The sequence below is a fragment of the Burkholderia sp. IMCC1007 genome, from assembly GCF_027257875.1.
Lineage (GTDB): Bacteria > Pseudomonadota > Gammaproteobacteria > Burkholderiales > Burkholderiaceae > Burkholderia.
In genome coordinates this window covers 24,988-49,223 of record NZ_JAPVQY010000044.1, presented here as the reverse complement: position 1 = coordinate 49,223, position 24,236 = coordinate 24,988, and the positions used below count along the sequence as shown (strand labels likewise).

Here is a 24,236-nt window from a genome sequence, read left to right as displayed (position 1 = left end):
TAAGGTCGTTTGCGTTCACTATAATGGGGACGTGAACATGGACTGTCTGACAAGCCGATTACAGGAATATAGGTTCGATCATGTTGAAAGTCACCAAGGCGGTATTCCCCGTTGCCGGCCTCGGCACGCGATTCCTGCCGGCAACGAAGGCGAGCCCGAAGGAAATGCTGCCGGTCGTCGATAAGCCGCTGATCCAGTACGCGGTCGAGGAAGCGATTGCCGCCGGCATTACCGAGATGATCTTCGTGACCGGGCGCAGCAAGCGCGCGATCGAGGATCACTTCGACAAGTCGTACGAGGTCGAGGCCGAACTCGAGGCGCGCGGCAAGGAAAAGCTGCTCGAACTCGTGCGCAGCATCAAGCCGAGCCACGTCGACTGCTTCTACGTGCGTCAGCCCGAAGCGCTGGGCCTCGGCCACGCGGTGCTATGCGCGGAAAAGCTCGTCGCCGACAACCCGTTCGCGGTGATCCTCGCGGACGACCTGCTCGACGGCAATCCGCCCGTGATGAAGCAGATGGTCGACGTGTTCGACCACTATCACAGCTCGGTGATCGGCGTGGAAGAGATTCCGCCGTCGGAAACGAAATCGTACGGGATCGTCGACGGCAAGGAGTGGGAAGAGTCGATCGTCAAGATGTCGGCGATCGTCGAGAAGCCCGCGCCGGAAGTCGCGCCGTCGAACCTCGGCGTGGTCGGCCGTTACGTGCTCAAGCCGCGGATCTTCGAACACCTGCGCGCGCTGAAGCCGGGCGCGGGCGGCGAGCTGCAGCTCACCGACGCGATCCAGGCGCTGCTCGCCGACGAGCAGGTGCTGGCCTACAAGTATCAGGGCACGCGCTACGACTGCGGCAGCAAGCTGGGCTACCTGAAGGCGACGGTCGAATTTGCGCTGCGCCACCCGGAAGTCGGCACCGAGTTCGACGCGTACCTGCGCACGCGCGCCAACGGGCAACCGGACGCCTGAACGCGCACGGGCCGGCCTCGCCTGCACGGCGGCCCGGCCCGCTTTCCTGTTACGGTCGCCGCGTCAGCGCGCAGCGGCCGGCTTCACCGAGACGACGCCCGGCATCGCGCCCGCGTCGTCTTTTTTCGTCTTGACCAGCCAGCCGCTGCCCGGCTCGAACGGCACCTTCGCGAGCGCGCTCCTCACGAGCGCCGGCGCGGCCGCCTGCGTGCCCGGGTCGCGGTCGCGCAGCGACGCCGACACACGGTAGACGTCAGCCCCCGACTTCGCATCGACGAAGCGCAGCGTCAGCACGTGGCGATACACGCTGCCCGCGAACGGCAGCGGGAACGGCGCCGGCCCATCGACGGTCACGCATGCGCTGCTCGCGGCGCCGCAGCGCTCGGCGGTCGCCGCGACCGACGCCGGTTGCGTGGCGTACGCGATCGACAGCCGGTAGCCCGCGTCGTTGGGCGACTGCGCGTCGAAGCCGCGGCGCGCGAGTTCGTCGCGCACGAGCGTCTCGATCCGCCCGTATTCGGGATCGCCGGCCTGAGCGGCCGTGCGGACGACTTCGTAGCCGTGCGCACCGAACGCGAACCCGTTCGGCTGCCCGAGCGCGCTCACGCCGGTCGTGACGCCAGCGCACCCCGTCAACAGCGACGCCGCCAGCGCGGCCGCTGCCCATTCCTTTCTCATGACTTTCCCCAAATGCTGCCGTCGTGCCCGGCCCTGTCAGGCGGACGGCTCGTCGATCGCGGGCAGCGACACCGTGACCGCGGTGCCCACCCCCACTTCGCTGTCGACCGTCACGCTGCCGCCGTGGCGCGTGACGACCGTCTTCACGAACGCCATGCCGAGCCCGGACCCCGAAATCTCGGGCCGCTCGCCGGCATGGAATCGCTTGAAACGCTCGAACAGATGCCGCTGATCTTCCGGCGCGATGCCGTACCCCTGATCGCGAATCGTACAGAACATCCGCTTCGATGCGTGCTCGACCGTCAGCGTACACGTGATCACCGTGTCGGACGGACTGTATTTGACCGCGTTGTTCAGCAGGTTCACGAACGCGCGCGTGATCAGCGAGCGATCGGCGCGCATCCAGCACATGTCGGTGCCGACGTCGGTGTCGATGCGGATGCGCTTGGCCTGCGCCTGCGGCCAGACCTCGTCGCTCGCGTCGATCAGCACGTCCACGACGCTCGTCGCCTCGAGCTGATACACCTGCGACTCCGCGCGCGCCAGTTGCACGAACTCGTCGGCGAGCGACAGCGCGCGATGCGCATAGCGCTCGATCCGCGCGAGCAGCGCGCGCATCGTGTCCGATTCGACGCGATCGCGCTCGATCCCGACCAGCGCAAGGATCGACGACTGCGGCGAGCGCATGTCGTGCGACAGCAGGTGCAGCGCCTCCTCGCGCTGACGCTCGGCCGCGTGCAGCTCCGTCACGTCGACGAGGCCGGCGATCCAGCCCGTCACGTGGCCCTGCGCGTTCGTACACGCGGCGTAGCGTAGCAGATGGTCGAGGCCGTCGCGATCGCGCACCTCGATGCCGCGCGCCATCGCGTCGTGCTCGGCCTCGAACGTCGGGTCGAGCGCGGCCGGCCAGTGTTCGCGGATCGCGACGTCGTGTTCGGGATTGCCGTCGACGGTCTTCATGAAGATCAGTTCGCCGAGCGCCGCGCGCAGCGGCCGCCCTTCCGGCAGCGGCAGCGACAGCCGCGACCCGTAGCGCTTCGCCGCGTGGTTCGCGATCAGCACGGTACCGGCCAGATCGGTGACGAAGATCGGCTCGGGCATGCTGTCGAGGCTGTCCCACACGAAGCGCTTCATGTCCTGCACGCGCTGCGCGGCCTGCGCCATCAGCGCCATCTGGCGTTCGAGCACGTCGCCGCCGACGTTGCGCGTGCGCGGCGCCTCGGGCAGCAGGTGCGGCTCGTCGGCGAGCCGCTGCAGTTCGCGACGCAGGTACGACATCGTCATTTCGAGGCGCCGCCAGTTCCAGATCGGGTACACGGCGATCAGCCCGAAGATCGCGGGCGCGGGCGACAGCCACACGCGCGCCTCGAACAGCAACGCCATGCTCGCGACCACGGTCAGCGCGGCGAGGCTCAGCGTCAACAGCAGCGCGCGCCACGGCGACAGCATCAGGAAACCGCCCAGCAGCACGGCGAGCGGCAGCAGCGACGCGGCAAGGATCACGGCGGGCGACGCGGGCGAGATCGCGCTGCCGGTCGTCAGCATGTCGAGCACGTTGGCATGGATGTACACGCCGGCGAGCGGACCGAAATCGCCGGACACCGGCGTCGCGAAGCGGTCGTAGAGCCCGGACGCCGTCACGCCGACGACGACGATCTTGCCGCGCAGCGCGTCGGGCTTCACGCGCCCTTCGAGCACGTCGTCGAACGACAGCGTCGGATACGCGGGCGTATTGCGGCTGAACGGGATCAGGTAACGGCCTTCGCCCGCCGCGTCGCGCGACAGGTCGTGCACGTTCGGGCCCGGCGCGCCGCCAACCGGATGCAGCCGGCCGGCCTGGATCGCGCGGTATACGGGCACCGTCAGCTGCGGCCAGCGCACGCGGCCGTCGCTTTCGAACAGCGCGACGCTGCGCACGATGCCGTCGGGATCGACTTCGAGATTGATGTGGCCGAGCCCGCTCGCGCGCGCCCCAAGCTCCGCCACCGGCGGATCGACGGTGCGCGTGCCGTCCGCCTGTTCGGGGCGCAGCAGCACGGGCAGGAAAGTGGGCACGCGGGACATCGCGTCCGCGAACGTGCGGTCTTCGGCCGACGGCTCGGTAAACAGCACGTCGTAGACGACGGCCGCAGGCTGCGCGCGCGCCAGCGTGTCGAGCAGCCGCGCATGAATGCTGCGCGGCCACGGCCAGCGGCCGAGCGCCGACACGCTCTGGTTGTCGATATCGACGACGACGACGTCGGGCGACAGCGGCAGGCTGCGCAGCATCAGCAGCCGGTCGTAGATCAGCCCGTCGACGCTCGACGACATCCGGCCGAGCGCGCACCCGAGAATCACCGCGATCCCGAGGGAGCCGATCGCGATCCACTCGATCAGAAAGCGGCGGCCGAGGTGCCGCCGCGGAGAAACGGAGTCGGGTTTCATGCGCCGCGGGTCAGCGCGACAACGTGAACGCGCCGACCGGACTCGTCTTCTGATAGAACTTGCCGCCCTCGAACTCCTCCACCGTCACCGCCCAGTAGTAGTCGCCGGGCGGCAGGTGCGCGATCGTGATCTTGCGCGTCTCGAGGCCGACCTGGTCGACGACCGGCGCGCTCAGGTCCTTCGAGCGCGACAGCACGAACCGGTAGCGCGCATCCTTGCCCGAACCGTTCGGCGACCAGCGGAATTCGTAGCCGGCGGCGCCGGGCGACGCGCTCGCGTCGAGCCCCATCTGGCGCCGCTCGAACGCGTAGGTGCGCGGCATGCCTTCGAGGCCGTTGGCGTCGATCGCGGCGATCCGCACGAAATACGTGCCGTTCGGCACGTCGCGGAACACCGCGCGCGGCGAATCGGTGCGCGTTTCGCGGAACAGGTCGAGCATCCCCGCGTCGTGCGCGAGGTTCAGCCGATACGCGTGCGCATCGGCCTGCGGGGTGATCTCGAACGACACGTCGGGCTCGTCCTGCACCTTGTCGGGATGCGCGAGCGCCGGCGCCGGCAGCAGCTGGACCGGCGCGCCGACCGCACCGGACGACGTCGCGACGCTGCCGAAGTTCGCATGCACGAGCGTCGGGCCCGGCTGCCGCTTGCCCGCGACGCCGACGGTGCCGTCGAGCACTTCGACGCGCGTCGACGCGTTGCCGGACGCGTCGTAGTTCACGCGGAACCGCGTGCCGCGCACGCCGGCCACGACCGACGGCGAACGTATCTGGAAGCGGTCGTCGCGTTTCTTCAAATGCGTGACTTCGCTGTCGACCGAACCGCGCGTGAGTTCGAACTCGCGGTCGAGCGTACCGGTCAGCACGGTGCGGCGCAGCGTCTTCAAGTCGAGCTGGCTGTCGGGCGGCAGGCTCATGTGCGTGCCGTCGGCGAGCTCGAGCGTCACGAACCCGTTCGGCCCCGTGCGTACGCGGTCGCCTTCGGCGAGCGTCGCATCGTCGGCGAGCGGCGCGTAGGTGTCGCCGGACGCGCGTTCGGCCGTGCCCTGCACCGCGACGACGCGCGCGGTCAGCTTTTCCTTGCGCAGCCGGGCGGCGGGCAGCTTCAGCGCGACGCCGGGCTGCAGGTGCTTCGGCGCGGGCACGCCGTTGATCTGCTGCAGCAGTTGCCAGTCGTCCGGGCCCTGCAGGTAGCGCGCGGCGACGTCGTACAGCGTGTCGCCGGCCTGCGTGCGGTAGACGACCATCTTGCCCGCCGCCGCGGGCGGCTGCGCGCCGGCGTGCTGGGCCGCGCACGCAAACGCGACCGCGCAAGCCGCGCGCAGCGCCGCCGTGCGCACGGTGCCCGTGCGCCGCGTGATTCGCGTGGTCACTCCGGTTCCCCCTGGCCGACCCGTTCGAGCCGGTAGCCGTAGCCGTAGATCGGCGCGAGGCGGTAGCCGTTCTCCGGGCGCAGGCCAAGCTTCGTGCGCAGCATCGAGATGTGCGTATCCATCGTGCGCGATGGAATGTCGGTCGCCTGCTTCCATACGAGGTCGAGGATGTGCGCGCGCGACAGCGGCCGGTCGAGGTGCTGGAACAGCAGCAGCGCGAGCTCGAATTCCTTCTGCGTGAGGCTCACGGCCTTGTCGCCGACGTACGCCTGCTTGAGGTTCACGTCGAAGCGGAACTGGTCGAATTCGCGCACCGTCGCCTCGGCGGCGACCGGATACGCGCGGCGCAGCAGCGAGCCGATGCGCGCGCGCAGGATCGGGCCCGACACGGGCTTGACGACGTAATCGTCGGCACCGGCGTTCAGGATCTGCGTGATGCCGGCCTCGTCGTCACGGCTCGTCATGAAGATGATCGGCAGGCTGTGCTCGGTCTGGTTGGCCCGCACCCACTTGAGCACTTCCTCGCCGGACATGTCCGGCACGTTCCAGTCGAGCACCAGCAGATCGAACGTCTCGCGTTGCAGACGCTTCTTCAGGGCCTTGCCTTCCTTGAACGCATAGCACGTATGGCCGACGGCCGTCAGCGTTTGACCGACGAAATCCGTCTGGGCCGGATCGTCATCCAGTACAGCAATTCTCATAGCACCCCGCAAATCGAAATCGATTCGTCCTGTAACAGCCCCGCACGCTCACCGCGCCGCGCGGCACGCGCGCGGCTTCCGACCTCGACCGGGAGCCGTCGCTCGCCGCCGCGCAACGGGCGCGATACGGCGCCCCGGCAAGATAATCTCAAAAACGGGGCACGGACAAACCGGCGATTTCATATAGTAGTATGAAATTCGCCAGCAAATTGCGCGCGCTACGGCACTTCCTTCGAATAATCCTTCCGTTGCGCGATCGCCCGCCTAGTCTGCACCGGCCATGCCGGCTACCGCCGCCTCGGCCAGATCGTCGGCCGCCGCGCGCCGGCGCCATGCCGGCTGCATGAGCATGCGCGTGAGTTCGGTGCGCACGCGCTCCCACGCCGTCGCCGCATAGTCGGGCTGGCTCGCCGCCCATGCCTGCGCGAGATCGAACACCCGCTCGACCGTCGCATTGCAATACGTGAAGCCCGAGCCGTCGTGCTGCGCGGCGTCGCGCAGCCGCTCGGCGAGCGATTCGGCCAGCCACGGCATCTCGGCTGCCGCCGAATCGGCATACGCCTCCAGCGCGGCACGCGCGTGGCGATCCCGTTGCGGGTCGAGCTCGATGCGGCTCAACCCCGCCGCACGTGCGGGCGCAATGCATTCCGCTGCGGACGGACTTCGAATGGTCCCTGGTCTGAAGGACATGCCTCTCCCCGTTTGTACGACGGCAGCGTCAGGCATGGCCCCCGAGCCCGCTCCGTAGACGCACCGTGGCCGGCGCGTCCGTCGAGTGCGGACGACCGGCCGCGTCAGTATACGCAGCAGGTTGCAAGACAAGGTTTAACAATTGTCAGAAGTCGGAAGCGGCCGAGGCTTTCGAAGCACGGCCGGCGTCGAAGCCGGCCGGATGCCGCACGGGGACGCGTGATGCGGGCCGTCAGCGGCGGCGCATCAGGAATACGAAGGTCTTGTCCTGGGTCGTCACTTCGACGATCTCGTTGCCCGTCTGCTTCGCGAACGCGGCGAAATCGCGCTGCGAGCCAGGATCGGTCGCAAGCACCTTGAGGATCTGCCCGCTCTCCATATCGGCGAGCGCTTTCTTGGCGCGCAGGATCGGCAACGGGCAATTGAGCCCGCGCGCGTCCACTTCCTTGTGAATCTGCATCGGCTGTCGACCTTCGAATGACGCGCCACACGGGGCGCGGGAGGAAGCGGCAATTTTACCGCAGCACGGGCACGCCTGCCCGCGCGGGCCGCGGCGCGGCGCGGCCGCGCGGGCTGGGCCGGCGGTGCCGCGAGGAGCGCTTCTTCGTCGACGGCACGCTGTTCGATCCCGTGACGCCCGACATGCGCATCCGCAACGAAGCGAGCTTCGGGCCGGTGCTCGGCCGCGTGCGCGTAAAGGACTTCGGCGCAGCGGTCGAACCGGCCGATGCGCACGCGCGTCAGCCGGCCTTCGTGCCGTGTGCGCCGTCGGCCGTCGGCAGGTACGACAGCTCGAGCCGGTACGCGAGCGCGACAAACAGGCTCTGCGCGAGGCCCATCGTCGCGGTCAGCGCGCGGAATCCGAACGTCGCGCTCTCCTGCACCATCAGCGTCACCTCGGCCTCCCGCGCGAGCGGGCTCATCCGGCTGTCCGTGATCGCGATCAGGCGCGCGCCGCGCTGCACCGCCTGCTGCGCGACCTGCACGGTTTCTTCCGCATACGGCATGAACGAGATCACGATCATCACGTCGCCCTCGCGCACCGAGCGGATCTGCCCGAGATGCATGCTGCCGAGCGCGCTGAACAGCCCGATGCGCTTGTCGGTGTGCTGCAGCGCGTAGTCGAGATAGACGGCGATCGGGAACGCGCGGCGCGAGCCCGCGATCCAGATCGCCTGCGTGTCGGCGAGCAGGTCGACGGCCCGCGCAAGCGCCTGCGAATCGAGCGTCTGCCGCAACTGCTGCATCCCGGCAATGCTGCCCTTGATGAATTCGTCGGCGATCTGCTCGGGCTGCAGGCTCGACGAACCCGATTCGATCACGTCGCGCAGCCGCAGGTTGTATGCGCGGCCCGGCGCGATCTGCTGCGCGAGCCCTTCGCGGAACAGCCGCTGCATTTCGGAGAAGCCGGAGAAACCGAAATGCTTCGCGAACCGCACGACGGCCGACGGCTGGACGCCGCACGCCTCCGCGAGCGACTGGATGCCTTCCAGCCCAAGCTGGTCCCGATGCGTTTCCACGTGACGCGCAATCACCTTCAGGCGATTGCTGAGGCCGTCGTATTCCTGCGTCAGATGCTGCAGGAACGCCTCGACGGTGGCGGGAGGTTTCTCGGATGAACTCATCGGATAGCGCGAAGTTGACGGCCCCGATGCGCGCGCCGCCTGTGCGTGCGCCCGGGGCTCACCTATGGACATGCATGAAGGGCGAATTTAATCACGTTTGCGGCACGGGCCGTGCCGCACGCTCGCTCCCACGCGCTCGATCATCACCTGCACACGCTCCACTGCACTGCTGGAAACGATTGTCCAACGGCGTTGCGACGCCGTAAAGATCGGGGCGTCTACCGAGGCCGCGCCCGGCGACCGACGCGCCGCACCGCGCCGGCCCGCGGTGCTCAACGATAGTCGATCCACACACCGCCCGCGTCGGCCGAACGCACGCAGTTCTCGACCCAGCGCACGCCCTCGACGCCCGCATGGATGTCGGGGAAGCGAATCTGCTTCAGCGCTTCGGTGTCGCCGCGATCGGCCGCATCCATCGCGAGCGCGAAACGCGCATAGAGGTTCGACCACGCTTCGAACAGCCCTTCCGGATGCCCGGCGCCGATGCGATCTTCACGCGTTGCGTTCGGATGCAGGTACGGCATCCCGCGATCGAGCACCTGCGCGGGCTGCCCCTGGATCTCGTAGCGCAGCTGGTTCGGATGCTCGTCCCACCATTCGACGCTCGCCTTCGAGCCGATCACGCGCACCTTCTGCCCGTGCATCGAGCCCGCGTTCACCGCGCTCGACCACACGTAGCCGATCGCGCCGGTGTCGTACTCCATGATCGTGAACGCATTGTCCTCGAGCGGCGCGCGGCTCTTCACGAAGCTCTGCCGCGAGCACATCAGCCGGCTGATCTTCAGCGCCGGCACCATCACTTCCGAGATGTACAGCGGATGCGTGCCGATGTCGCCGAGCACGTAGCTCGGGCCCGCGAACTTCGGATCGACGCGCCAGCGCGCGGCTGCGCTCGCGGCTTCGACGCCTTCGCTGTGAAAACCGTGCGCGAACTGCATCTGCACGATGCGGATCTCGCCGAGATCGCCACGCGCGATCATCTCGCGCGCCTGCTCGATCATCTGGTGCCCTGAATAACCGTACGCGACGCCGACGATGCGGTTCTTCTCGACCGACAATCGTTGCAGCGCCTCGGCCTCCTCGGTCGTGAAGCACAGCGGCTTCTCGCAGACCACGTGCAGCCCCGCGTTCAGCGCGGCGCGGCAGATCTCGAAGTGCGTGTTGTTCGGCGTCGCGATCGATACCGCGCGGATTCCGTCCGCACGGCTCGCCTCGGCTTCGAACATCGTCCGGTAGTCGGGATAGCAGCGGTCCGCGTCGACACCGAGCTTCACGCCGAACTGCCGGCCGCGCTCGGCATCGATGTCGAACGCGCCGGCAACCAGCCGGAAGCTGCCGTCGCGCAGCGCCGCCGACCGGTGGCTGTAGCCGATCTGGCTGCCGAGCCCGCCGCCGACCATGCCCCAGGGAATCGAATGTCCGAGCAGAATCTGTCCGTCGATCATGATTGTTCGTGTTCCTGTCCGTTTTCAGCGGTTAAGAGGTTGCGCCCACGGCCGATCAAGCAAAACCGGCCGATGCGAGAAACGCGCGGCTCGCCGCGACATCGCGCAGGCTCGTGCCGGCGTTGCGCGGATCGCGCTCCTGTTCGATCGTGATGTAGCCGGCGTAGCCGATGTCGACGAGCGCGCGGCGGATCACCGGGTAGTCGAGCACGCCATTGCCGATCGGGCACATCACGCCGCGCGCGCATGCCGCGAAGAACGCGATGTGCTCGCCCATCACCGCGTCGTACACGGCTGCGTCGATGTCCTTGAAATGCACGTAGTCGAGCCGTGCCGCATGGCGGCGCAACCACGTTTCGGGGTCCATGCCCGAGTAGTACAGGTGGCCGGTGTCGAGACACAGGCCGGCCGTGTCGGCCGGAATATCGGCGACGATCCGGTCGATCTCGTCCGCGAACTCGATATAGCCGCCCGCGTGCGGATGGATCACCGCGCGCACGCCGAACTCGTCGCGTGCGATCGTCGCGATCTGCCGGATATGGTCGACCATTCGTGCCCAGCGCTCGTCGGACAGCCGCGGCGCGCGATCGCCGTGGCCGGCCGCGTAGTCGCGTTCCTCGTGGCCCCAGTCCATCACGACCAGGTACGGCGCTGCGTAGCGCTGGCCGTCCTGCGTCGGCAGCTTCGGCAACTGCGTGATCAGCGCGCAGATGTCGCGCGTCTGGCGCAGCAGGTTCGGCAGGTTCTCCGGCGATACGAGATCGTCGAAGATCGTGCCGGCCGTGATGCTCAGGCGCTGGCGGTCGAGCTCGGTGCTCACCACGTCGAGTTCGAGCGGGATGTAGCCGTATGGCCCGAGCTCGATGCCCGAGTAGCCGGCCTGCGCGGCCTCGGCGAGCACGTGCCGCCACGGCGGCAGGTGCGGGTTCTTCACGTCGTCGACGCCCCAGCAGCAGGGCGCGCAGCCAATCTTCATCGTCATGTCGGTCAGTCCGGTAGGTCAGCGGCGGGCGGCCGCGGGTCAGCCCTGATAGAACGCGGGACGGTCGGCCATCGCGATCGGCTCGACCGCGCCGCTCTGCTGTGCCCGCACGCATGCGTCGGCCGCGACCGCCGCCGCGTAGCCGTCCCACGCGGACGGCCCCGTCAGCGCGCCCTGCCGCACGCCGTCGATGAACGCCTGCAGCTCGACGTCGTACGACGCGATGAAACGTTCCTTCCAGTCGGTCATGATCTCGACCGAGCGCCGCGCCGCATGCTTGAGCCCGACGGCGGGCGGATCGGGCAGCTTCGCGATGCCCTGCTCGCCGACCACCTCGCACTGGATGTCGTAGCCGTACTGACAGTTCACGAAGATCTCGACGTCGATACGCACGCCGCTCGCGGTTTCGAGCAGCACGATCTGCGGATCGGCGAGATGCGAGGACGCATGGCGCGTCTTCTTCGGATAGACGACCTGCGCGCTCGCATAGTCCTCGCCGAGCAGCCAGCGCAGCACGTCGAGTTCGTGGATCAGCGTGTCGGTGATCGCCATGTCGGTGGTATAGCGCTCGCCGACCGACTGGTTGCGGTGCGCGCAATGCAGCATCAGCGGCGCGCCGATCTGGCCGCTGTCGATCACGCGCTTGAGCGCGCGATAGCCTTCGTCGTACGGCCGCATGAAGCCGACCTGCACGAGCCGCTTGCCGTGCGCGACTTCGGCCTCGACGATCCGCATGCAGCCGTCGGCCGTGACGGCCAAGGGCTTCTCGCAAAACACCGGCTTGCCGTGCGCGATCGCGTCGAGCACGAACGCTTCGTGCGTCGGCCCCCACGACGTGACCAGCACGGCCTGCACGTCGGCGGCCGCGATCACTTCATGGCCGTCGCCGTAGATCTCGGCGCCGAGCCCGGATTTCGTCACCGCGTCGCGCGCGTGTTGCGGATCGATGTCGTTGACGGCCACGACGCGCGCGCCGGACAGCGTGCGCGTCAGTCTGCGAATGTGGTCCTGGCCGATCGCGCCGCAGCCGATCACGCCGATTTGCAAGGTCATCCGGATATCTCCACTCTTTCGTTCGTCAACGGCGCGGCCCCGCCGCGCCGGTCAGCAATGCGGGTGCAACGGGTCAGCGCGCCGCGCGATCGAAATGGCGCTCGACGTAGCGCTGGATCGTGTCGCGCATGTAGCGCGACGACGCTTCCGCGCGGTCTTCCCAAGCGAACACGCACGACGACATCACGCCGTCGAAGCCGGCGGCGCCGAGCGCGCGGAAAAACACGTCCCAGTCGATCTCGCCCTGCCCGATGTCGAGATGCTGGTGCACGCGGATCTGGTTCGAGCCGGGCGGGTTCACGATGTAGCGCAGCTGGCTGCTCTTGCGGTGGTCGAAGGTGTCGGCCACGCGCACGTGCGCGAGGATCGGCGCGGCCTGCGCGATCATCGCGGCCATGTCGTCGCCGTAGTAGAACGTGTGCGGCGCGATATACGACAGCTTCAGCGACGGCGAACCGATATTGGTCACGATGTCGATCGCCGGCTGCAGCTGCTCGATCCAGTCCTCCGGATGCGGCTCGACCGACAGCACGATGCGCTCGCGCTCGAGGATCGGCAGCAGCTCGTCCATCGAGCGGAACCACGCGGCCTCGCACAGCTCCTTCGGGTTCGCGCCCGGCCGCTCGCCGACCGAGCGCTCCGGCGACGCGCCGCGCCCGAACTCGGACACCATCAGCGGGCACTCCATCTCGACCGCGACCTCGATCGCCTTCTTCCAGCAGCGCACGGCCCATTGCCGCTCGTCGTCGAACGGGCTTGCCCAGCGGTACATCGGCTGCAGCGATGCGAGGCCGACGCCGCTTGCGCGCATCGCCTGGCGGAACGCGGCCATGCGTTCGCGCGTCGCGCGCGGCATCACCCACCAGTCGAGAAAGTCGCTGCGCGGCGACAGCTCGATCTGGTCGTAGCCGAGCTCGGCGACCGCATGCGGCAGCCGGTCGAGCGGCAGGTGGCGAATCATGTAGGGATCCAGAGCGATCTTCATTTTCTTTCCAGTCGGTTTGCGGAGTGGCGGGTTCGCGGCCGTCAGCGACGCGACTTCTTGTTGCGATACTGGTCGGCGATCACGGCCGCGACGATGATCGCGCCCTTCACCATCTCCTGGTAATACGCGTCGATGCGGATGAACGTGAAGCCCGACGTCATCACGCCGAGGATCAGCACGCCGATCACGGTGCCCGTCACGCGGCCGAGGCCGCCCGACAGCGACGTGCCGCCGATCACGACCGCTGCGATCGCATCGAGTTCGTACATCACGCCCATCCCCGACTGCCCGGAGATCGCACGCGCGGCCGTCACGGTACCGGCGATCCCGCTCAGGAGGCCCGCGATCGCATAGACGAAGATCAGGTGCCGCGTGACGTTGATGCCCGATACGACGGCCGCGTGGCGGTTCGCGCCGATCGCATACGTGTACTTGCCGAAGCGCGTGTAGCGCAGCACGACGTGGAAGATCGCCGCCACCACCACGAAGATGATCACCGGATTCGCCCCTGCGCCGATCGCCGCGAACGGGTCGGTCAGCATCGACACCGGCATCCCGTTGGTGAACCACTTCGCGAAGCCGCGCGCGGCGACCATCGTGCCGAGCGTCGCGATGAACGGCGGGATGCCGGTCAGCGCGATCAGCGAGCCGTTCAACAGGCCCACCAGCAACCCGACGCACACGCCGGCGAGCACCGGCCAGATGACCGGCAGGTCGGTGAGGTGCGGAAACACCGCGCGCGGAAAGTCCGACACCTGCGCGAGGCTGGCCGACACGACGGCGGCCGCCGCGACGACCGAGCCCGACGACAGGTCGATCCCGCTCGTGATGATCACGAGGTTCACGCCAACGGCGATGATGCCGATCACGGCCATCTGCAGCACGATGATCTCGAGCCGCTCGGCGTTGAACAGGAAGCTCTGGCCGACGACGATCCAGCCGACGATCTCGAAGAACAGGCTGATGCCGACCAGCACGAGGAAGATGCTCAGTTCGGGCGGCCACTTTGCATGCCGCGACTTGAGTGTCATGGTCTGCGCATCCGCGACCGGGTTCAGGTTGCCCATTTCTTTGTCTCCAATCTTGTTTCGGCTCAGCGCGACGCGAGATCCATGATGCGGACCTGGTCGGCGTCCTTGCGATCGACGATGCCGGTCATGCGCCCTTCGTGCATCACCATCACGCGATCGCTCATCCCCAGCACTTCCGGCATTTCGGAAGAAATCATCAGCACCGCGACGCCCTTGCCGGCGAGCGCGCTGACGAGCCGGTGGATCTCGGCCTTCGCGCCGACGTCGATGCCGCGCGTCGGCTCGTCGAGGATCAGGATGCGCGGTTGCGTGAGCAACCATCGGCCGATCAGCACCTTCTGCTGGTTGCCGCCCGACAGGTTCTGGATTTCCTCGTGCAGCCCGGGCGACTTCACGCGCAGCATCCGGCTCATTTCCTCGCAGTCGCGCTTCAACTGCGCGTGCTGCACGAAGTTGAACTTCACGTAGCGGCGGCTCAGCACCGCCGCTTCCATGTTCGCGAGCAGGTCGAGATTCAGGAAGCAGCCGGAATCCTTGCGGTCCTCGGTGAGGAACGCCATCCCGTGCTTCATCGCCTGCGCGGGCGTCGCGATCCGCACCGGCTTGCCGTCGATGCGGATCTCGCCCGACGTGGCCGGCACGACGCCGAACAGCGCCTCGGCGACGTTCGAGCGCCCCGAGCCGACGAGACCCGCGACGCCCAAGATCTCGCCCGCGCGCAGCTCGAAGCTCACGTCGCGGAACACGCCTTCGACGCCGAGGTTCTTCACCGCCAGCACGACGTCGCCGATCGGCACGTCTTCCTTCGGGAACATCTGCGTGATCTCGCGCCCGACCATCATCCGGATGATGTCGTCGCGCGTGACGTCGGCCGATGCGTGCGTGCCGATGTACTTGCCGTCGCGAAACACCGAGAACTCGTCGGCGATCTCGAACAGCTCGTTCATCTTGTGCGTGATGTAGACGATGCCCTTGCCCTGCTCGCGCAGCTGGCGAATGATCCGGAACAGGTGCGTGACTTCCTTCTCGGTCAGCGCGGAAGTCGGCTCGTCCATGATCAGCACGTCCGAGTCGAACGACACGGCCTTCGCGATCTCGACCATCTGGCGGCTCGCGACCGTCAGCGTGCGCACGTCGGCTTCCGGATCGATGTCGATCGACAGCCGCTCGAACAGCGCGGCGGTGCGGCGGCGCAGCTCCGCGTGGTCGATCAGGCCGAAGCGGTTCTTCGGTTCGCGGCGGATCCAGATGTTCTCCGCGACCGTCATGTACGGCATCAGGTTCAGTTCCTGATGGATCATCGCGATGCCGCGATCGAGCGCGTCGAGCGGGCCGTTCAGCACGACTGGTTCGCCGTTGATCAGGATCTCGCCCTGGTCGGGCGTGTAGACGCCCGCGATGATCTTCATCAACGTGGACTTGCCCGCGCCGTTCTCGCCCATCAGCGCATGAACGGTGCCGCGTCGCACGCGGAACTGCACGCCGTCGAGCGCGACGACGCCTGGAAACGACTTGCCGACGCCGCGCACCTCGAGCAGGCAATCGGAAACGGACGCACCGGACGAACCGGGCGCGGCGAACGACGCGGCCGGCGCGTCGTCGCTGGCCATCGAGCGCGCCATCCTGGCTGTAAACATGGACGTTCCTCGAAAGTCGCACGCGAACCCGGACACGCCGGGCCGCGCAGTTCAGCGGAAAAGCCGGTCAGTGCTTCGCGTACTGGTTCATGTTCTCGGGTGTGACCAGCTCGAACGGCACGTTCACGTAGCGGTCGACCGGCTGCTTCCTCGCGAGCTTGAGCGCGGTCGCGACGGCCTGCGTGCCCTGCCCGGCCGCGTTCTGGTACACGGACACCTTCAGGTCGCCGCTCTTCATCGCCGCGAGCCCGTCCGGCGTCGCGTCGATGCCGGCGACGACCGTCTTCGGCGTCAGCTTGCGCGCGGCCTTCAGCGCGTTGATCGCGCCGATCGCCATTTCGTCGTTGTTCGAGATGATCGCGTCGAACTTCGTGCCGGAGCTCAGCCAGTTCATCGTGATGTCCTGGCCCTGCGTGCGGCTCCACTTGCCCTCGCGCTTGTCGACGATCTTCATGCCCGAGCATTCCTTCGTCGCGATCACGTCCTCGATGTCCTTGGTGCGCGCGCGCGCCGATTCGTTGGACAGCTCGCCCATCAGCACGAGGAGGTCGCCCTTGCCGCCGAGCAGCTTGCACACCTGGCGCGCCTGCAGCGTGCCCGACTGCTTCTCGTCGGACGCGACGACCGCGACGCCGGCCGGCAGCTTGTCGAAATCGACCGGCTTGCGGTTCACGTAGACGAGCGGGATCTTCGCGGCGGTCACCATCTTGGTGATCTTCGGCGTCGCGTCGGTGTCGACCGGATTCACGATGATCGCGTCGACCTTCTGCGCGATCATGTTCTGGACCTGGCTCAACTGCTTGCCGACGTCGTTGCCGCCGTCCTCGATCTGCACGGTCGCGCCGTCCTTCTTCGCGGCATCGCCGATGCTGTTGCGCAGGATCGTCAGGAACGTGTCGTCGAACGATGCCATCGTCACGCCGATCTTCTCGGCATGCGCGAGCGGCATCGCCAGGATCGCGGCGGCCGCGGCGGCCATCAGCTTGGTCTTCATGATCACTCTGTCTCCTCATCTCCGGGGGGCGGAACACGGCGCGTTGCGCGCCGCCGGCGCCCAGTCCGATCTGGTCCGATCGGGACTGAAGCATCCGGATGAAACTGTAGATCACTTCCTCGACAATTTGGAAATTTATTTCTACGTGATTTCACCTAGGGAACTGGATTTCCAAAAAGTCTAGACTCCGTTCCGTAGCCCGACTCGTTGCGGCAGGCGCTCCCGCGCCACGCCGCGCAGGTGACGCAGCACCGTCGCCGGATCGGTCCTCTAATCTGCCGGCAGGGTCGCCATGCCGGCCGCGAGCGTGATACGTGATATGAGCCCGTTGAACTTTCCGCCTGACCGCCCCATCGATCTCGCCTGCCTCGGCCGCGTCGCCGTGGATCTCTACGCGCAGCAGTACGGCAGCCGCCTGGAGGACGCGCGCAGCTTCCAGATGTATCTCGGCGGCTCGTCGGGCAACGTCGCGTTCGGCGTCGCCCGGCTCGGGCTGAAGACCGCGATGATTTCGCGCGTCGGCGACGAGCAGATGGGCCGCTTCGTGCGCGAGACGCTCGAGCGCGAAGGCTGCGACACGAGCCAGCTGCAGACCGACCCGGAACGCCTGACCGCGCTGGTGCTGCTCGGGCTGAAGGACCGCGATACGTTCCCGCTGCTGTTCGTGCGCGAGAACTGCGCGGACATGGCCGTGCGTGCCGACGAGATCCGCGAGGACTTCATCGCCGGCTGCCGCGCGCTCGCGATCACCGGCACCCATCTGTCGACGCCCGCCACGCGCGAAGCGTCGCTGACGGCACTCGCGTATGCGCGCCGCCACGGCGTCGTGCGGATCCTCGACATCGACTACCGGCCCGTGCTGTGGGGGCTGACCGCGCGCGGCGCCGGCGAGAACCGCTATGTGCCGGATGCGCAGGTCACGCGGCAGTTGCAGCAGGTGCTCGGCGAATTCGACCTGCTGGTCGGCACCGAAGAGGAATTCCTGATCGCGGGCGGCGTGCCGCACGATCTGATCGCATCGCTGCACGCGGTGCGCGGCGCGAGCAGCGCGGTGCTGGTGGTCAAGCGCGGCGCGCTCGGCTGCTGCGTGATCGACGGCGACATCCCGGCGCGCATCGACGATGCGCCGACCTTCCACGGCGAGCGCGTCGAAGTGCTGAACGTGCTCGGCGCGGGCGACGCGTTCCTGTCGGGCCTGCTGTCCGGGCTGCTGCGCGGGCGCGACTGGGCGGAAGCGACGCGCATCGCGAATGCGTGCGGCGCGATCGTCGTGTCGCGTCACGCATGCTCGGCCGCGATGCCGACGCCGGACGAGCTTGCCCACTGGTTCGGCGGCAGCCGCAATCCGCAGGTGGACGCCGATCGCACGCTCGCGCATCTGCATCGCGTGACGGTGCCGCGCCGCGAATGGGACGACCTGTGCGTGATGGCGTTCGACCATCGCAGCCAGTTCTACGAGCTCGCGGTGCAGGCCGGCGCGGACGAAGCGCGGATCAAGACGCTCAAGCGCCTGCTCGTGCGCGCGGCCGAGCAGGTCGAGCGCGAGCGCCGGATCGAAGGGCACGTCGGCGTGCTGATCGACGGCGGCGCGTACGGCAGCGACGCGCTCGCGTCGGCGACCGGGCGCGGCTGGTGGGTCGGCCGGCCGGTCGAGCTGCCCGGCTCGCGGCCGCTGTGTTTCGACGACACGCGCTCGGTCGGCTCGGCGCTCACGCACTGGCCGACCGAGCAGGTCGTGAAGTGCCTCGTCCACTACCACCCAGACGACGACGTCGACCTGCGCGTCGCGCAGGAGCAGCGCGTGCTGGAGCTGTGGGAAGCAACACGCGAGAGCGGCAACGAGTTGCTGCTGGAAATCATTCCGCCGCGCGCGGTCACGCCGGCCGGCACCGAGGACGACGCGGTGCTGCGCACGGTCGCGCGCTTCTACAACCTCGGCGTGAAGCCCGAATGGTGGAAGCTCGCGCCGATGAGCGCCGACGGCTGGGCACGGCTCGAAACGCTCGTGGCCGAGCGCGATCCGCACTGCCGCGGCGCGGTGATCCTCGGGCTCAACCAGCCGCTGCAATACCTCGTCGACAGCTTCCGCTCGGCGGCCAACCCGATCGTCAAGGGCTTCATGGTCGGGCGCACGCTGTGGGCCGATGCGTCGCTGAACTGGCTCGCCGGCCGGATCGACGACCAGGCGCTGATCGACGAAGTGGCCGGCAATTTCGCGCAGCTGGTCGACGCGTGGCTCGGCCGCCGGGCCACCACGCGCGCCGCCGCGGCCTGATGCCCGTGTTCGTGACGACCACCCGACTTCTTTCTATCGACAGACGATGACCACCACCGTGAGACTGACCGTCAGCCAGGCGCTCGTGCGCTACCTGGCCGCCCTGCGCGCCGAAGTCGTCCAGCCGGACGGCCGCACCGAAATCCTGCCGTACTGCGGCGGCGTGTTCGCGATCTTCGGCCACGGCAACGTGGCCGGGCTCGGCGAGGCGCTGCACGCCGAGAAGGACCGGCTGCCGACGTTCCGTGCGCACAACGAGCAAGGGATGGCGAACGCGGCCGTCGCGTTCGCGAAGGCCAACTTCCGCCAGCGGATGATGGCCGCGACGTCGAGCATCGGCCCCGGCGCGACCAACATGCTGACCTCCGCCGCGCTCGCGCACGTCGGCCGGCTGCCGCTGCTGCTGCTGCCCGGCGACGTGTTCGTGTCGCGGCTGCCCGACCCGGTGCTGCAGCAGGTCGAGGATTTCGAACAGGGCGACGTCAGCGCGAACGACTGCTTCCGGCCCGTGACGCGCTATTTCGACCGGATCACGTCGCCCGAGCAGTTGCTCGTCGCGCTGCCGCGCGCGATCCAGGTGATGACCGATCCCGCGCAGTGCGGGCCCGTGTGCCTCGCGCTGCCGCAGGACGTGCAGACCTTCGCGTACGACTGGCCCGAGGATTTCTTCGCGCCGCCGGTGATCCGGATGCGCCGGCCGCCGGCCGACGCGCTCGAGCTCGCCGATGCGCTCGACGTGCTGAAGGCCGCGAAGAAGCCGCTGATCGTCGCGGGCGGCGGCGTGCTGTACAGCCAGGCATGGGACGCGCTGCGCGCATTCGCCGACATGCACGGCGTGCCGGTCGCCGAATCGCAGGCCGGCAAGGGCAGCCTCGCGTGGGACCACCCGCTGAACCTCGGGTCGATCGGCGTGACGGGTTCGCCCGCCGCGAACCGCGCGGCCGCGCAAGCCGACGTCGTGTTCGCGGTCGGCACGCGGCTGCAGGATTTCACGACCGGCTCGCATGCGCTCTATCGCGACGCGACGCTGCTGAGCCTGAACGTGCAGCCGTTCGACGCGGGCAAGAAGCGCGGCAGGCAATTGATCGCCGATGCGCGCACGGGCCTCGGCCAGTTGTCGGCCGCGCTCTCCGGCTGGCATGCGGACCCGGCTTGGACGGCCGCGAACCGCGATCAGGCCGCCGCGTGGCATGCACGCGTGACGGATCTGACCACACGGATTCCGAAGAACACGCTGCCGTACGACGCGGAAGTGATCGGCGCGGTGCGCGACTCCGCGGCCGACGCGGGGCGCGACAGCGCGCGCGACGATCTCGTCGTGTGCGCGGCCGGCACGCTGCCGGCGGAGCTGCACAAGCTGTGGCGCAGCGGCGTGCCGGGCAACTATCACATGGACTATGCGTACTCGTGCATGGGCTACGAAGTCGCGGGCGGCCTCGGCGCGAAGCTCGCGCGGCCCGAGCGCGAAGTGATCGTGATCGTCGGCGACGGCTCGTACATGATGCTCAACGCCGAACTCGCGACCTCCGTGATGCTCGGCCGCAAGATCATCGTCGTGATCCTCGACAACCGCGGCTACGGCTGCATCGAGCGGCTGCAACTCAATTGCGGCGGCGCGAGCTTCAACAACATGCTCGACGACTGCGTGCCCGAAGGCGGCGAACGCTCGACGATCGACTTCGCGATGCATGCGCGCGCGATGGGCGCCGAAGCCGTGCATGTGCGCGACGTCGGCGAGCTACGCAGCGAGATGAAACGCGCGCGTGCGGCGAACACGAGCCAGGTGCTCGTGATCGACACGACGCACGAGCGCACGACGGAGGACGGCGGCGCATGGTGGGAAGTCGCGGTGCCGCAGGTATCTGAACGCGCGGACGTCGAACGCGCGCACCGGACGTATCTCGACGAAAAAACCCGGCAGCGGCGCTGATGCGCGGGCGCTGTCCCTCTGCCGCACCGGTAAAACAACATTCGAACCAAGGACGCACGTCATGAGCTGGAACGTTCGCATCGGTATCAATCCCCTGTCGTGGATGAACGACGACCTGCCGTCGCTCGGCGGCGAGACGCCGCTCGAGACGGCGCTGAAGGAAGGCGCCGAAATCGGCTATGCGGGCTTCGAGCTCGGCAACAAGTTTCCGAAGACGGGCCCCGAGCTGAAGGCGAAGCTCGCGGAATTCGGGCTCGTGTGCGTGTCGGGCTGGTATTCGGGATTCCTGGCGGAAGTCGAACCGGGGATGAGCGACGACGATGCGCTCGCCGCCGAGATCGAACGCTGCCGCGCGCACCTGACGAAGCTGCAATACAACGACGTGAAGGTGGTCGTGTACGGCGAATGCGCGGGCACGATCCAGGGCAGCATCGACACGCCGGTCGCGAAGCGGCCGCGCTTCGTCGACGACGACGCCTGGCGGCGCTACGCGGCACGCCTGAACGCGTTCGGCGCGCATCTGCTCGACACGTACGGCATCAAGCTCGCCTACCATCACCACATGGGCGCGTACGTCGAATCGCCGGACGACGTCGACCGGCTGATGGCGCTGACCGATCCCTCGAAGGTGTTCCTGCTGTTCGACACCGGCCACGCGTATTTCGGCGGCGCGGCCGATCCCGTCGCGCTGCTGAAGAAGCACGTGGCGCGCGTCGTGCACGTGCACTGCAAGGACGTGCGTCCGCAGGTCGTCACGCAGGCGCGCAACGGCGGCTGGAGCTTCCTGAACGGCGTGATCAACGGCACGTTCACGGTGCCGGGCGACGGCGCGCTCGATTACGAAGCGACGCTGCGCACGCTGAAGGACGCCGGCTACGAAGGCTGGCTCGTCGTCGAGGCCGAGCAGGATCCGGCCGTCGCGCCGAGCTATCAGTATGCGAAGAAGGGTTACGACGCGCTGCGCGCGATCGTCGACCGGTTGAGTGCTTGAGTGCTTGAGTGCTCGAGCGCCGTCATCTCATCGAGGAACCTCATTCCATGACGATATCTCCCCTGCTGGTCAAGGCATCGCCCGAGCGCGAAATCTGCAACGTCACGCCGGAGTCGGCCGGCTGGAAGCATGTCGGCTTTCGCGCGCTGCGCCTGAAGGCCGGTGACGCCGAAACGGTCGAGACCGGCACGCGCGAGTTGTGTGTGGTCGTACTGACGGGCACGGTGCGCGCCGAGGTCGACGGCGAGACCTACGACGCGCTCGGCAAGCGCGACAGCGTATTCGAAGAGGTGTCGCCCGACGCGCTGTACGTGCCCGGCGGCAAGACCGTCACGCTCGTCGCGACGCGCGATGCGGAAGTCGCGCTGTGCAGCGCGCCGTACGTGAGCGGCGACAAGCGCGTGCAGCGCCTCGACGGCGAGCGGATGCGCCGCGCGGTACGCGGGCAAGGCACGAACACGCGCTACGTATGCGACATCCTGATGGGCGACAACCCGGCGGCCGACCGGCTGCTCGTCGTCGAAGTGGTGACGCCCGCGAGCCATTCGAGCAGCTATCCGCCGCACAAGCACGACCGCGACGCGGCGCCCGACGAAACCTCGCTCGAGGAAACCTATTACCACCGGATCGATCCGCCGCAGGGCTTCGCGTTCCAGCGCGTGTACACCGACGACCGCAGCCTCGACGAAGCGTGTGCGGTCGAGAACCACGACGTCGTGATGGTGCCGCGCGGCTATCACCCGGTGGTAGCTCCTCACGGCTACAACCTGTACTACCTGAACGTGATGGCCGGCCCGAGCCGCGCGTGGGCGTTCAAGAACGATCCCGCGCACGAGTGGATGCTCGATGCGGCGCCGACACGCTGAAGCGCTGAAATGCCGAAGCACTGAATGGAAGACGGGCCCGCGCGCGGCCCGTGACGATGCGACGCCCGGCACGCGCGTACAGAGCCGGCAACGCTAGGAGCCGCCATGGTGACGCCCCTCTTTCGCCTCGAACCCCACGCCTTCGACGACGATGCGTCGGACCCGGCGCTGCCGCACTTCAATGCAGCCGTCGCGCGCCGAATCGGAGAAATCGCGGTCAACCTCGCGTCGAGACGCGGGCTGCCGATCGCGGTCAGTATCGTCGGCGGGCACGCACCGCTGTTCTACTGCGCGCTCGACGGCAGCGGCGCGCACGACAGCGATGCGATCCGCCGCCGGCAGAACACGGTGCTGCGGTTCGGCCAGAGTTCGCTCGCGGTCGGCGCGTGCTTTCGGCGTGCCGGCTGGTCGCTGCGGTCGCACGGCCTGTCGGACGACGACTACGCGCTCGACGGCGGCGGCGTGCCGTTGCGGCTCGCCGGTGGCGGAATCGTCGGCGCGATGACGATCGCGGGGCTCGGCTCGGAAGCCAATCACGCGCTCGTCGTCGAATGCCTGCGGTGGCACGTCGGTGCGAATGCGCTGGCGATGAGCGCGTAGGCGCACACGCCGACTGACCCGATCAGCGCAGCCCGCCGCTCGCGACGACGCGCTCGCCGGTCAGCCAGCGCGCATCGTCGGATGCGAGGAACACGGCGATCGACGCGATGTCGTCCGGCTCGCCGAGGCGGCCGAGCGGCGTCTCGCTGCGCACCTGCTTGTCGAGATCCGAACCGATGATGCCCGCGCTGTGCGTGCCTTCGGTCACGATCATGCCCGGGTTGATCGCGTTCACGCGAATCTTGCGCGGGCCGAGTTCGAGCGCGAGCACGCCGGTGATCGCGTCGACGGCGCCCTTGGTGCCGCTGTACACGGCGCTCGCGGGCGGCGTGATGCTCGTCACGACCGAGCTGATGTTGATGATGCTCGCCCCTTCGCCGAGATGCTTGACGGCGGCCTGCGTCGTCAGCAGCACGCCGAACACGTTCGTGTCGAACTGCCGGCGATAGTGTTCTTCGGTGATCGCGTCGATCGGCGCGAATTCGTACACGCCGGAATTGTTGACCAGCACGTCGAGACGGCCATAGGTGTCGATCGCGGTGTCGACGATGCGCTGCGCGTCCGCCGCCTTCGACACGTCGCCGCCGACCGCGACGGCCCGGCCGCCCGCCTCGACGATCGCGCTCACGACCGCATCGGCACCGGCCTTGCTGCTCGCGTAGTTGACGACGACCGACGCGCCTTCGGCGGCCAGCGCGCGGGCGATCGCCGCGCCGATACCCTTCGATGCACCCGTGACGATCGCTACCTTGTTTGCCAGCTTGCTCATGATCTCATTCCTCAGTCGAACACCTTCGATGGATGGGCGCCGGTTGCCGCCTGATTGCCGCCTTCGCGACGAACCGGCCATGCTGCCAATCTTGGCGGTTCGTCGCGCGGCGATAAAGCGGCTCGACACGAATTGACTGGCGGGATCTGCCGAACAATCGGCGGGCGACGCGCTGCCGGCACTAAGTGGGCATTCGGTGGGCATTCGGTGGGCATTCGGTGGGCAT

Annotated in this window: 22 protein-coding genes and 1 pseudogene; 8 read left to right on the top strand and 15 right to left on the bottom strand. The window is 68.0% G+C overall.

The genetic code is table 11. The annotated features are described in order from the left end of the window. Positions 1-80 precede the first annotated feature (80 nt). Positions 81-965: a UTP--glucose-1-phosphate uridylyltransferase GalU gene (gene galU, locus O1Q03_RS28960; RefSeq protein WP_269507464.1), complete on the top strand. Its 885-nt coding sequence runs from the start codon at positions 81-83 to the stop codon at positions 963-965. A 63-nt stretch (positions 966-1,028) separates the two neighbouring features. On the opposite strand, the gene O1Q03_RS28955 is transcribed toward galU, so the two are convergent. The 6 genes from O1Q03_RS28955 to O1Q03_RS28930 form a co-directional block, all read right to left on the bottom strand. Continuing rightward, the gene (locus O1Q03_RS28955; protein WP_269507463.1) at positions 1,029-1,643 is read right to left on the bottom strand and encodes a DUF4136 domain-containing protein; all 615 of its coding nucleotides are present in this window, start codon (positions 1,641-1,643) and stop codon (positions 1,029-1,031) included. Between the two features lie 36 nt (positions 1,644-1,679). Continuing rightward, entirely contained in the window at positions 1,680-4,067 is a 2,388-nt protein-coding gene (locus O1Q03_RS28950; RefSeq protein ID WP_269507462.1) for a CHASE2 domain-containing protein, read from the bottom strand. A 10-nt stretch (positions 4,068-4,077) separates the two neighbouring features. Next, positions 4,078-5,436 (bottom strand): FecR family protein, encoded by a 1,359-nt coding sequence (locus O1Q03_RS28945; protein WP_269507461.1) that lies wholly within the window; start codon positions 5,434-5,436, stop codon positions 4,078-4,080. After that, positions 5,433-6,137, bottom strand: a complete 705-nt coding sequence (locus O1Q03_RS28940; protein ID WP_269507460.1) for a response regulator transcription factor — start codon at positions 6,135-6,137, stop codon at positions 5,433-5,435. Before O1Q03_RS28940 ends, O1Q03_RS28945 begins: the two co-directional genes overlap by 4 nt. A 264-nt stretch (positions 6,138-6,401) precedes the next feature. After that, the gene (locus O1Q03_RS28935) at positions 6,402-6,827 is read right to left on the bottom strand and encodes a peptidase (protein WP_269507459.1); all 426 of its coding nucleotides are present in this window, start codon (positions 6,825-6,827) and stop codon (positions 6,402-6,404) included. A 232-nt stretch (positions 6,828-7,059) separates the two neighbouring features. Continuing rightward, positions 7,060-7,287 (bottom strand): sulfurtransferase TusA family protein, encoded by a 228-nt coding sequence (locus tag O1Q03_RS28930; protein ID WP_006753156.1) that lies wholly within the window; start codon positions 7,285-7,287, stop codon positions 7,060-7,062. 107 nt (positions 7,288-7,394) lie between these two features. Here O1Q03_RS28930 and O1Q03_RS28925 point away from each other — a divergent pair. Beyond that, positions 7,395-7,562 (top strand): annotated as a pseudogene (locus O1Q03_RS28925) (aldehyde dehydrogenase family protein); the annotation flags it as partial. A gap of 5 nt (positions 7,563-7,567) precedes the next feature. Here the strand turns inward: O1Q03_RS28925 and O1Q03_RS28920 are convergent. The 8 genes from O1Q03_RS28920 to O1Q03_RS28885 all read right to left on the bottom strand — a co-directional run bounded on the left by O1Q03_RS28920 (position 7,568) and on the right by O1Q03_RS28885 (position 16,579). Further along, entirely contained in the window at positions 7,568-8,452 is an 885-nt protein-coding gene (locus O1Q03_RS28920) for a MurR/RpiR family transcriptional regulator (RefSeq protein WP_269507458.1), read from the bottom strand. Positions 8,453-8,724: 272 nt separating this feature from the next. Further along, positions 8,725-9,897 (bottom strand): Gfo/Idh/MocA family protein, encoded by a 1,173-nt coding sequence (locus O1Q03_RS28915; protein WP_269507457.1) that lies wholly within the window; start codon positions 9,895-9,897, stop codon positions 8,725-8,727. A 55-nt stretch (positions 9,898-9,952) separates the two neighbouring features. Further along, positions 9,953-10,879: a TIM barrel protein gene (locus tag O1Q03_RS28910; protein ID WP_269507456.1), complete on the bottom strand. Its 927-nt coding sequence runs from the start codon at positions 10,877-10,879 to the stop codon at positions 9,953-9,955. Between the two features lie 39 nt (positions 10,880-10,918). Further along, positions 10,919-11,932 (bottom strand): Gfo/Idh/MocA family protein, encoded by a 1,014-nt coding sequence (locus tag O1Q03_RS28905; RefSeq protein WP_269507455.1) that lies wholly within the window; start codon positions 11,930-11,932, stop codon positions 10,919-10,921. A gap of 73 nt (positions 11,933-12,005) precedes the next feature. Beyond that, entirely contained in the window at positions 12,006-12,917 is a 912-nt protein-coding gene (locus O1Q03_RS28900; RefSeq protein WP_269507454.1) for a sugar phosphate isomerase/epimerase family protein, read from the bottom strand. A 41-nt stretch (positions 12,918-12,958) separates the two neighbouring features. Continuing rightward, complete coding sequence (locus O1Q03_RS28895; protein WP_269507453.1) at positions 12,959-13,984, bottom strand: ABC transporter permease; 1,026 nt, start codon at positions 13,982-13,984, stop codon at positions 12,959-12,961. Between the two features lie 26 nt (positions 13,985-14,010). Continuing rightward, positions 14,011-15,585 (bottom strand): sugar ABC transporter ATP-binding protein, encoded by a 1,575-nt coding sequence (locus O1Q03_RS28890; protein ID WP_269507452.1) that lies wholly within the window; start codon positions 15,583-15,585, stop codon positions 14,011-14,013. A gap of 67 nt (positions 15,586-15,652) precedes the next feature. Further along, a complete protein-coding gene (locus O1Q03_RS28885) occupies positions 15,653-16,579 on the bottom strand; it encodes a sugar ABC transporter substrate-binding protein (RefSeq protein ID WP_269507451.1) in 927 nt (308 codons plus the stop codon). On the opposite strand from O1Q03_RS28885, the gene O1Q03_RS28880 reads away from it, so the two are divergent. The 6 genes from O1Q03_RS28880 (at position 16,578) to O1Q03_RS28855 (ending at position 23,241) form a co-directional block, all read left to right on the top strand. Continuing rightward, positions 16,578-16,763: a hypothetical protein gene (locus O1Q03_RS28880; RefSeq protein WP_269507450.1), complete on the top strand. Its 186-nt coding sequence runs from the start codon at positions 16,578-16,580 to the stop codon at positions 16,761-16,763. The genes O1Q03_RS28885 and O1Q03_RS28880 overlap by 2 nt on opposite strands. A 135-nt stretch (positions 16,764-16,898) precedes the next feature. After that, a complete protein-coding gene (locus O1Q03_RS28875; RefSeq protein WP_269507449.1) occupies positions 16,899-18,854 on the top strand; it encodes a bifunctional 5-dehydro-2-deoxygluconokinase/5-dehydro-2-deoxyphosphogluconate aldolase in 1,956 nt (651 codons plus the stop codon). A gap of 46 nt (positions 18,855-18,900) precedes the next feature. Continuing rightward, positions 18,901-20,784, top strand: coding sequence for a 3D-(3,5/4)-trihydroxycyclohexane-1,2-dione acylhydrolase (decyclizing) (gene iolD / locus O1Q03_RS28870; RefSeq protein WP_269507447.1), 1,884 nt, complete (start codon positions 18,901-18,903; stop codon positions 20,782-20,784). Between the two features lie 61 nt (positions 20,785-20,845). Next, on the top strand, positions 20,846-21,775 hold the full coding sequence (iolE, locus tag O1Q03_RS28865; protein ID WP_269507446.1) for a myo-inosose-2 dehydratase: 930 nt from the start codon (positions 20,846-20,848) through the stop codon (positions 21,773-21,775). Between the two features lie 47 nt (positions 21,776-21,822). Next, positions 21,823-22,641: a 5-deoxy-glucuronate isomerase gene (iolB, locus tag O1Q03_RS28860; protein WP_269507445.1), complete on the top strand. Its 819-nt coding sequence runs from the start codon at positions 21,823-21,825 to the stop codon at positions 22,639-22,641. 105 nt (positions 22,642-22,746) lie between these two features. Further along, positions 22,747-23,241: a heme-degrading domain-containing protein gene (locus O1Q03_RS28855; RefSeq protein WP_269507444.1), complete on the top strand. Its 495-nt coding sequence runs from the start codon at positions 22,747-22,749 to the stop codon at positions 23,239-23,241. 22 nt (positions 23,242-23,263) lie between these two features. Here O1Q03_RS28855 and O1Q03_RS28850 read toward each other — a convergent pair whose 3' ends face one another. After that, complete coding sequence (locus O1Q03_RS28850; protein WP_269507443.1) at positions 23,264-24,010, bottom strand: glucose 1-dehydrogenase; 747 nt, start codon at positions 24,008-24,010, stop codon at positions 23,264-23,266. Positions 24,011-24,236: the final 226 nt, after the last annotated feature.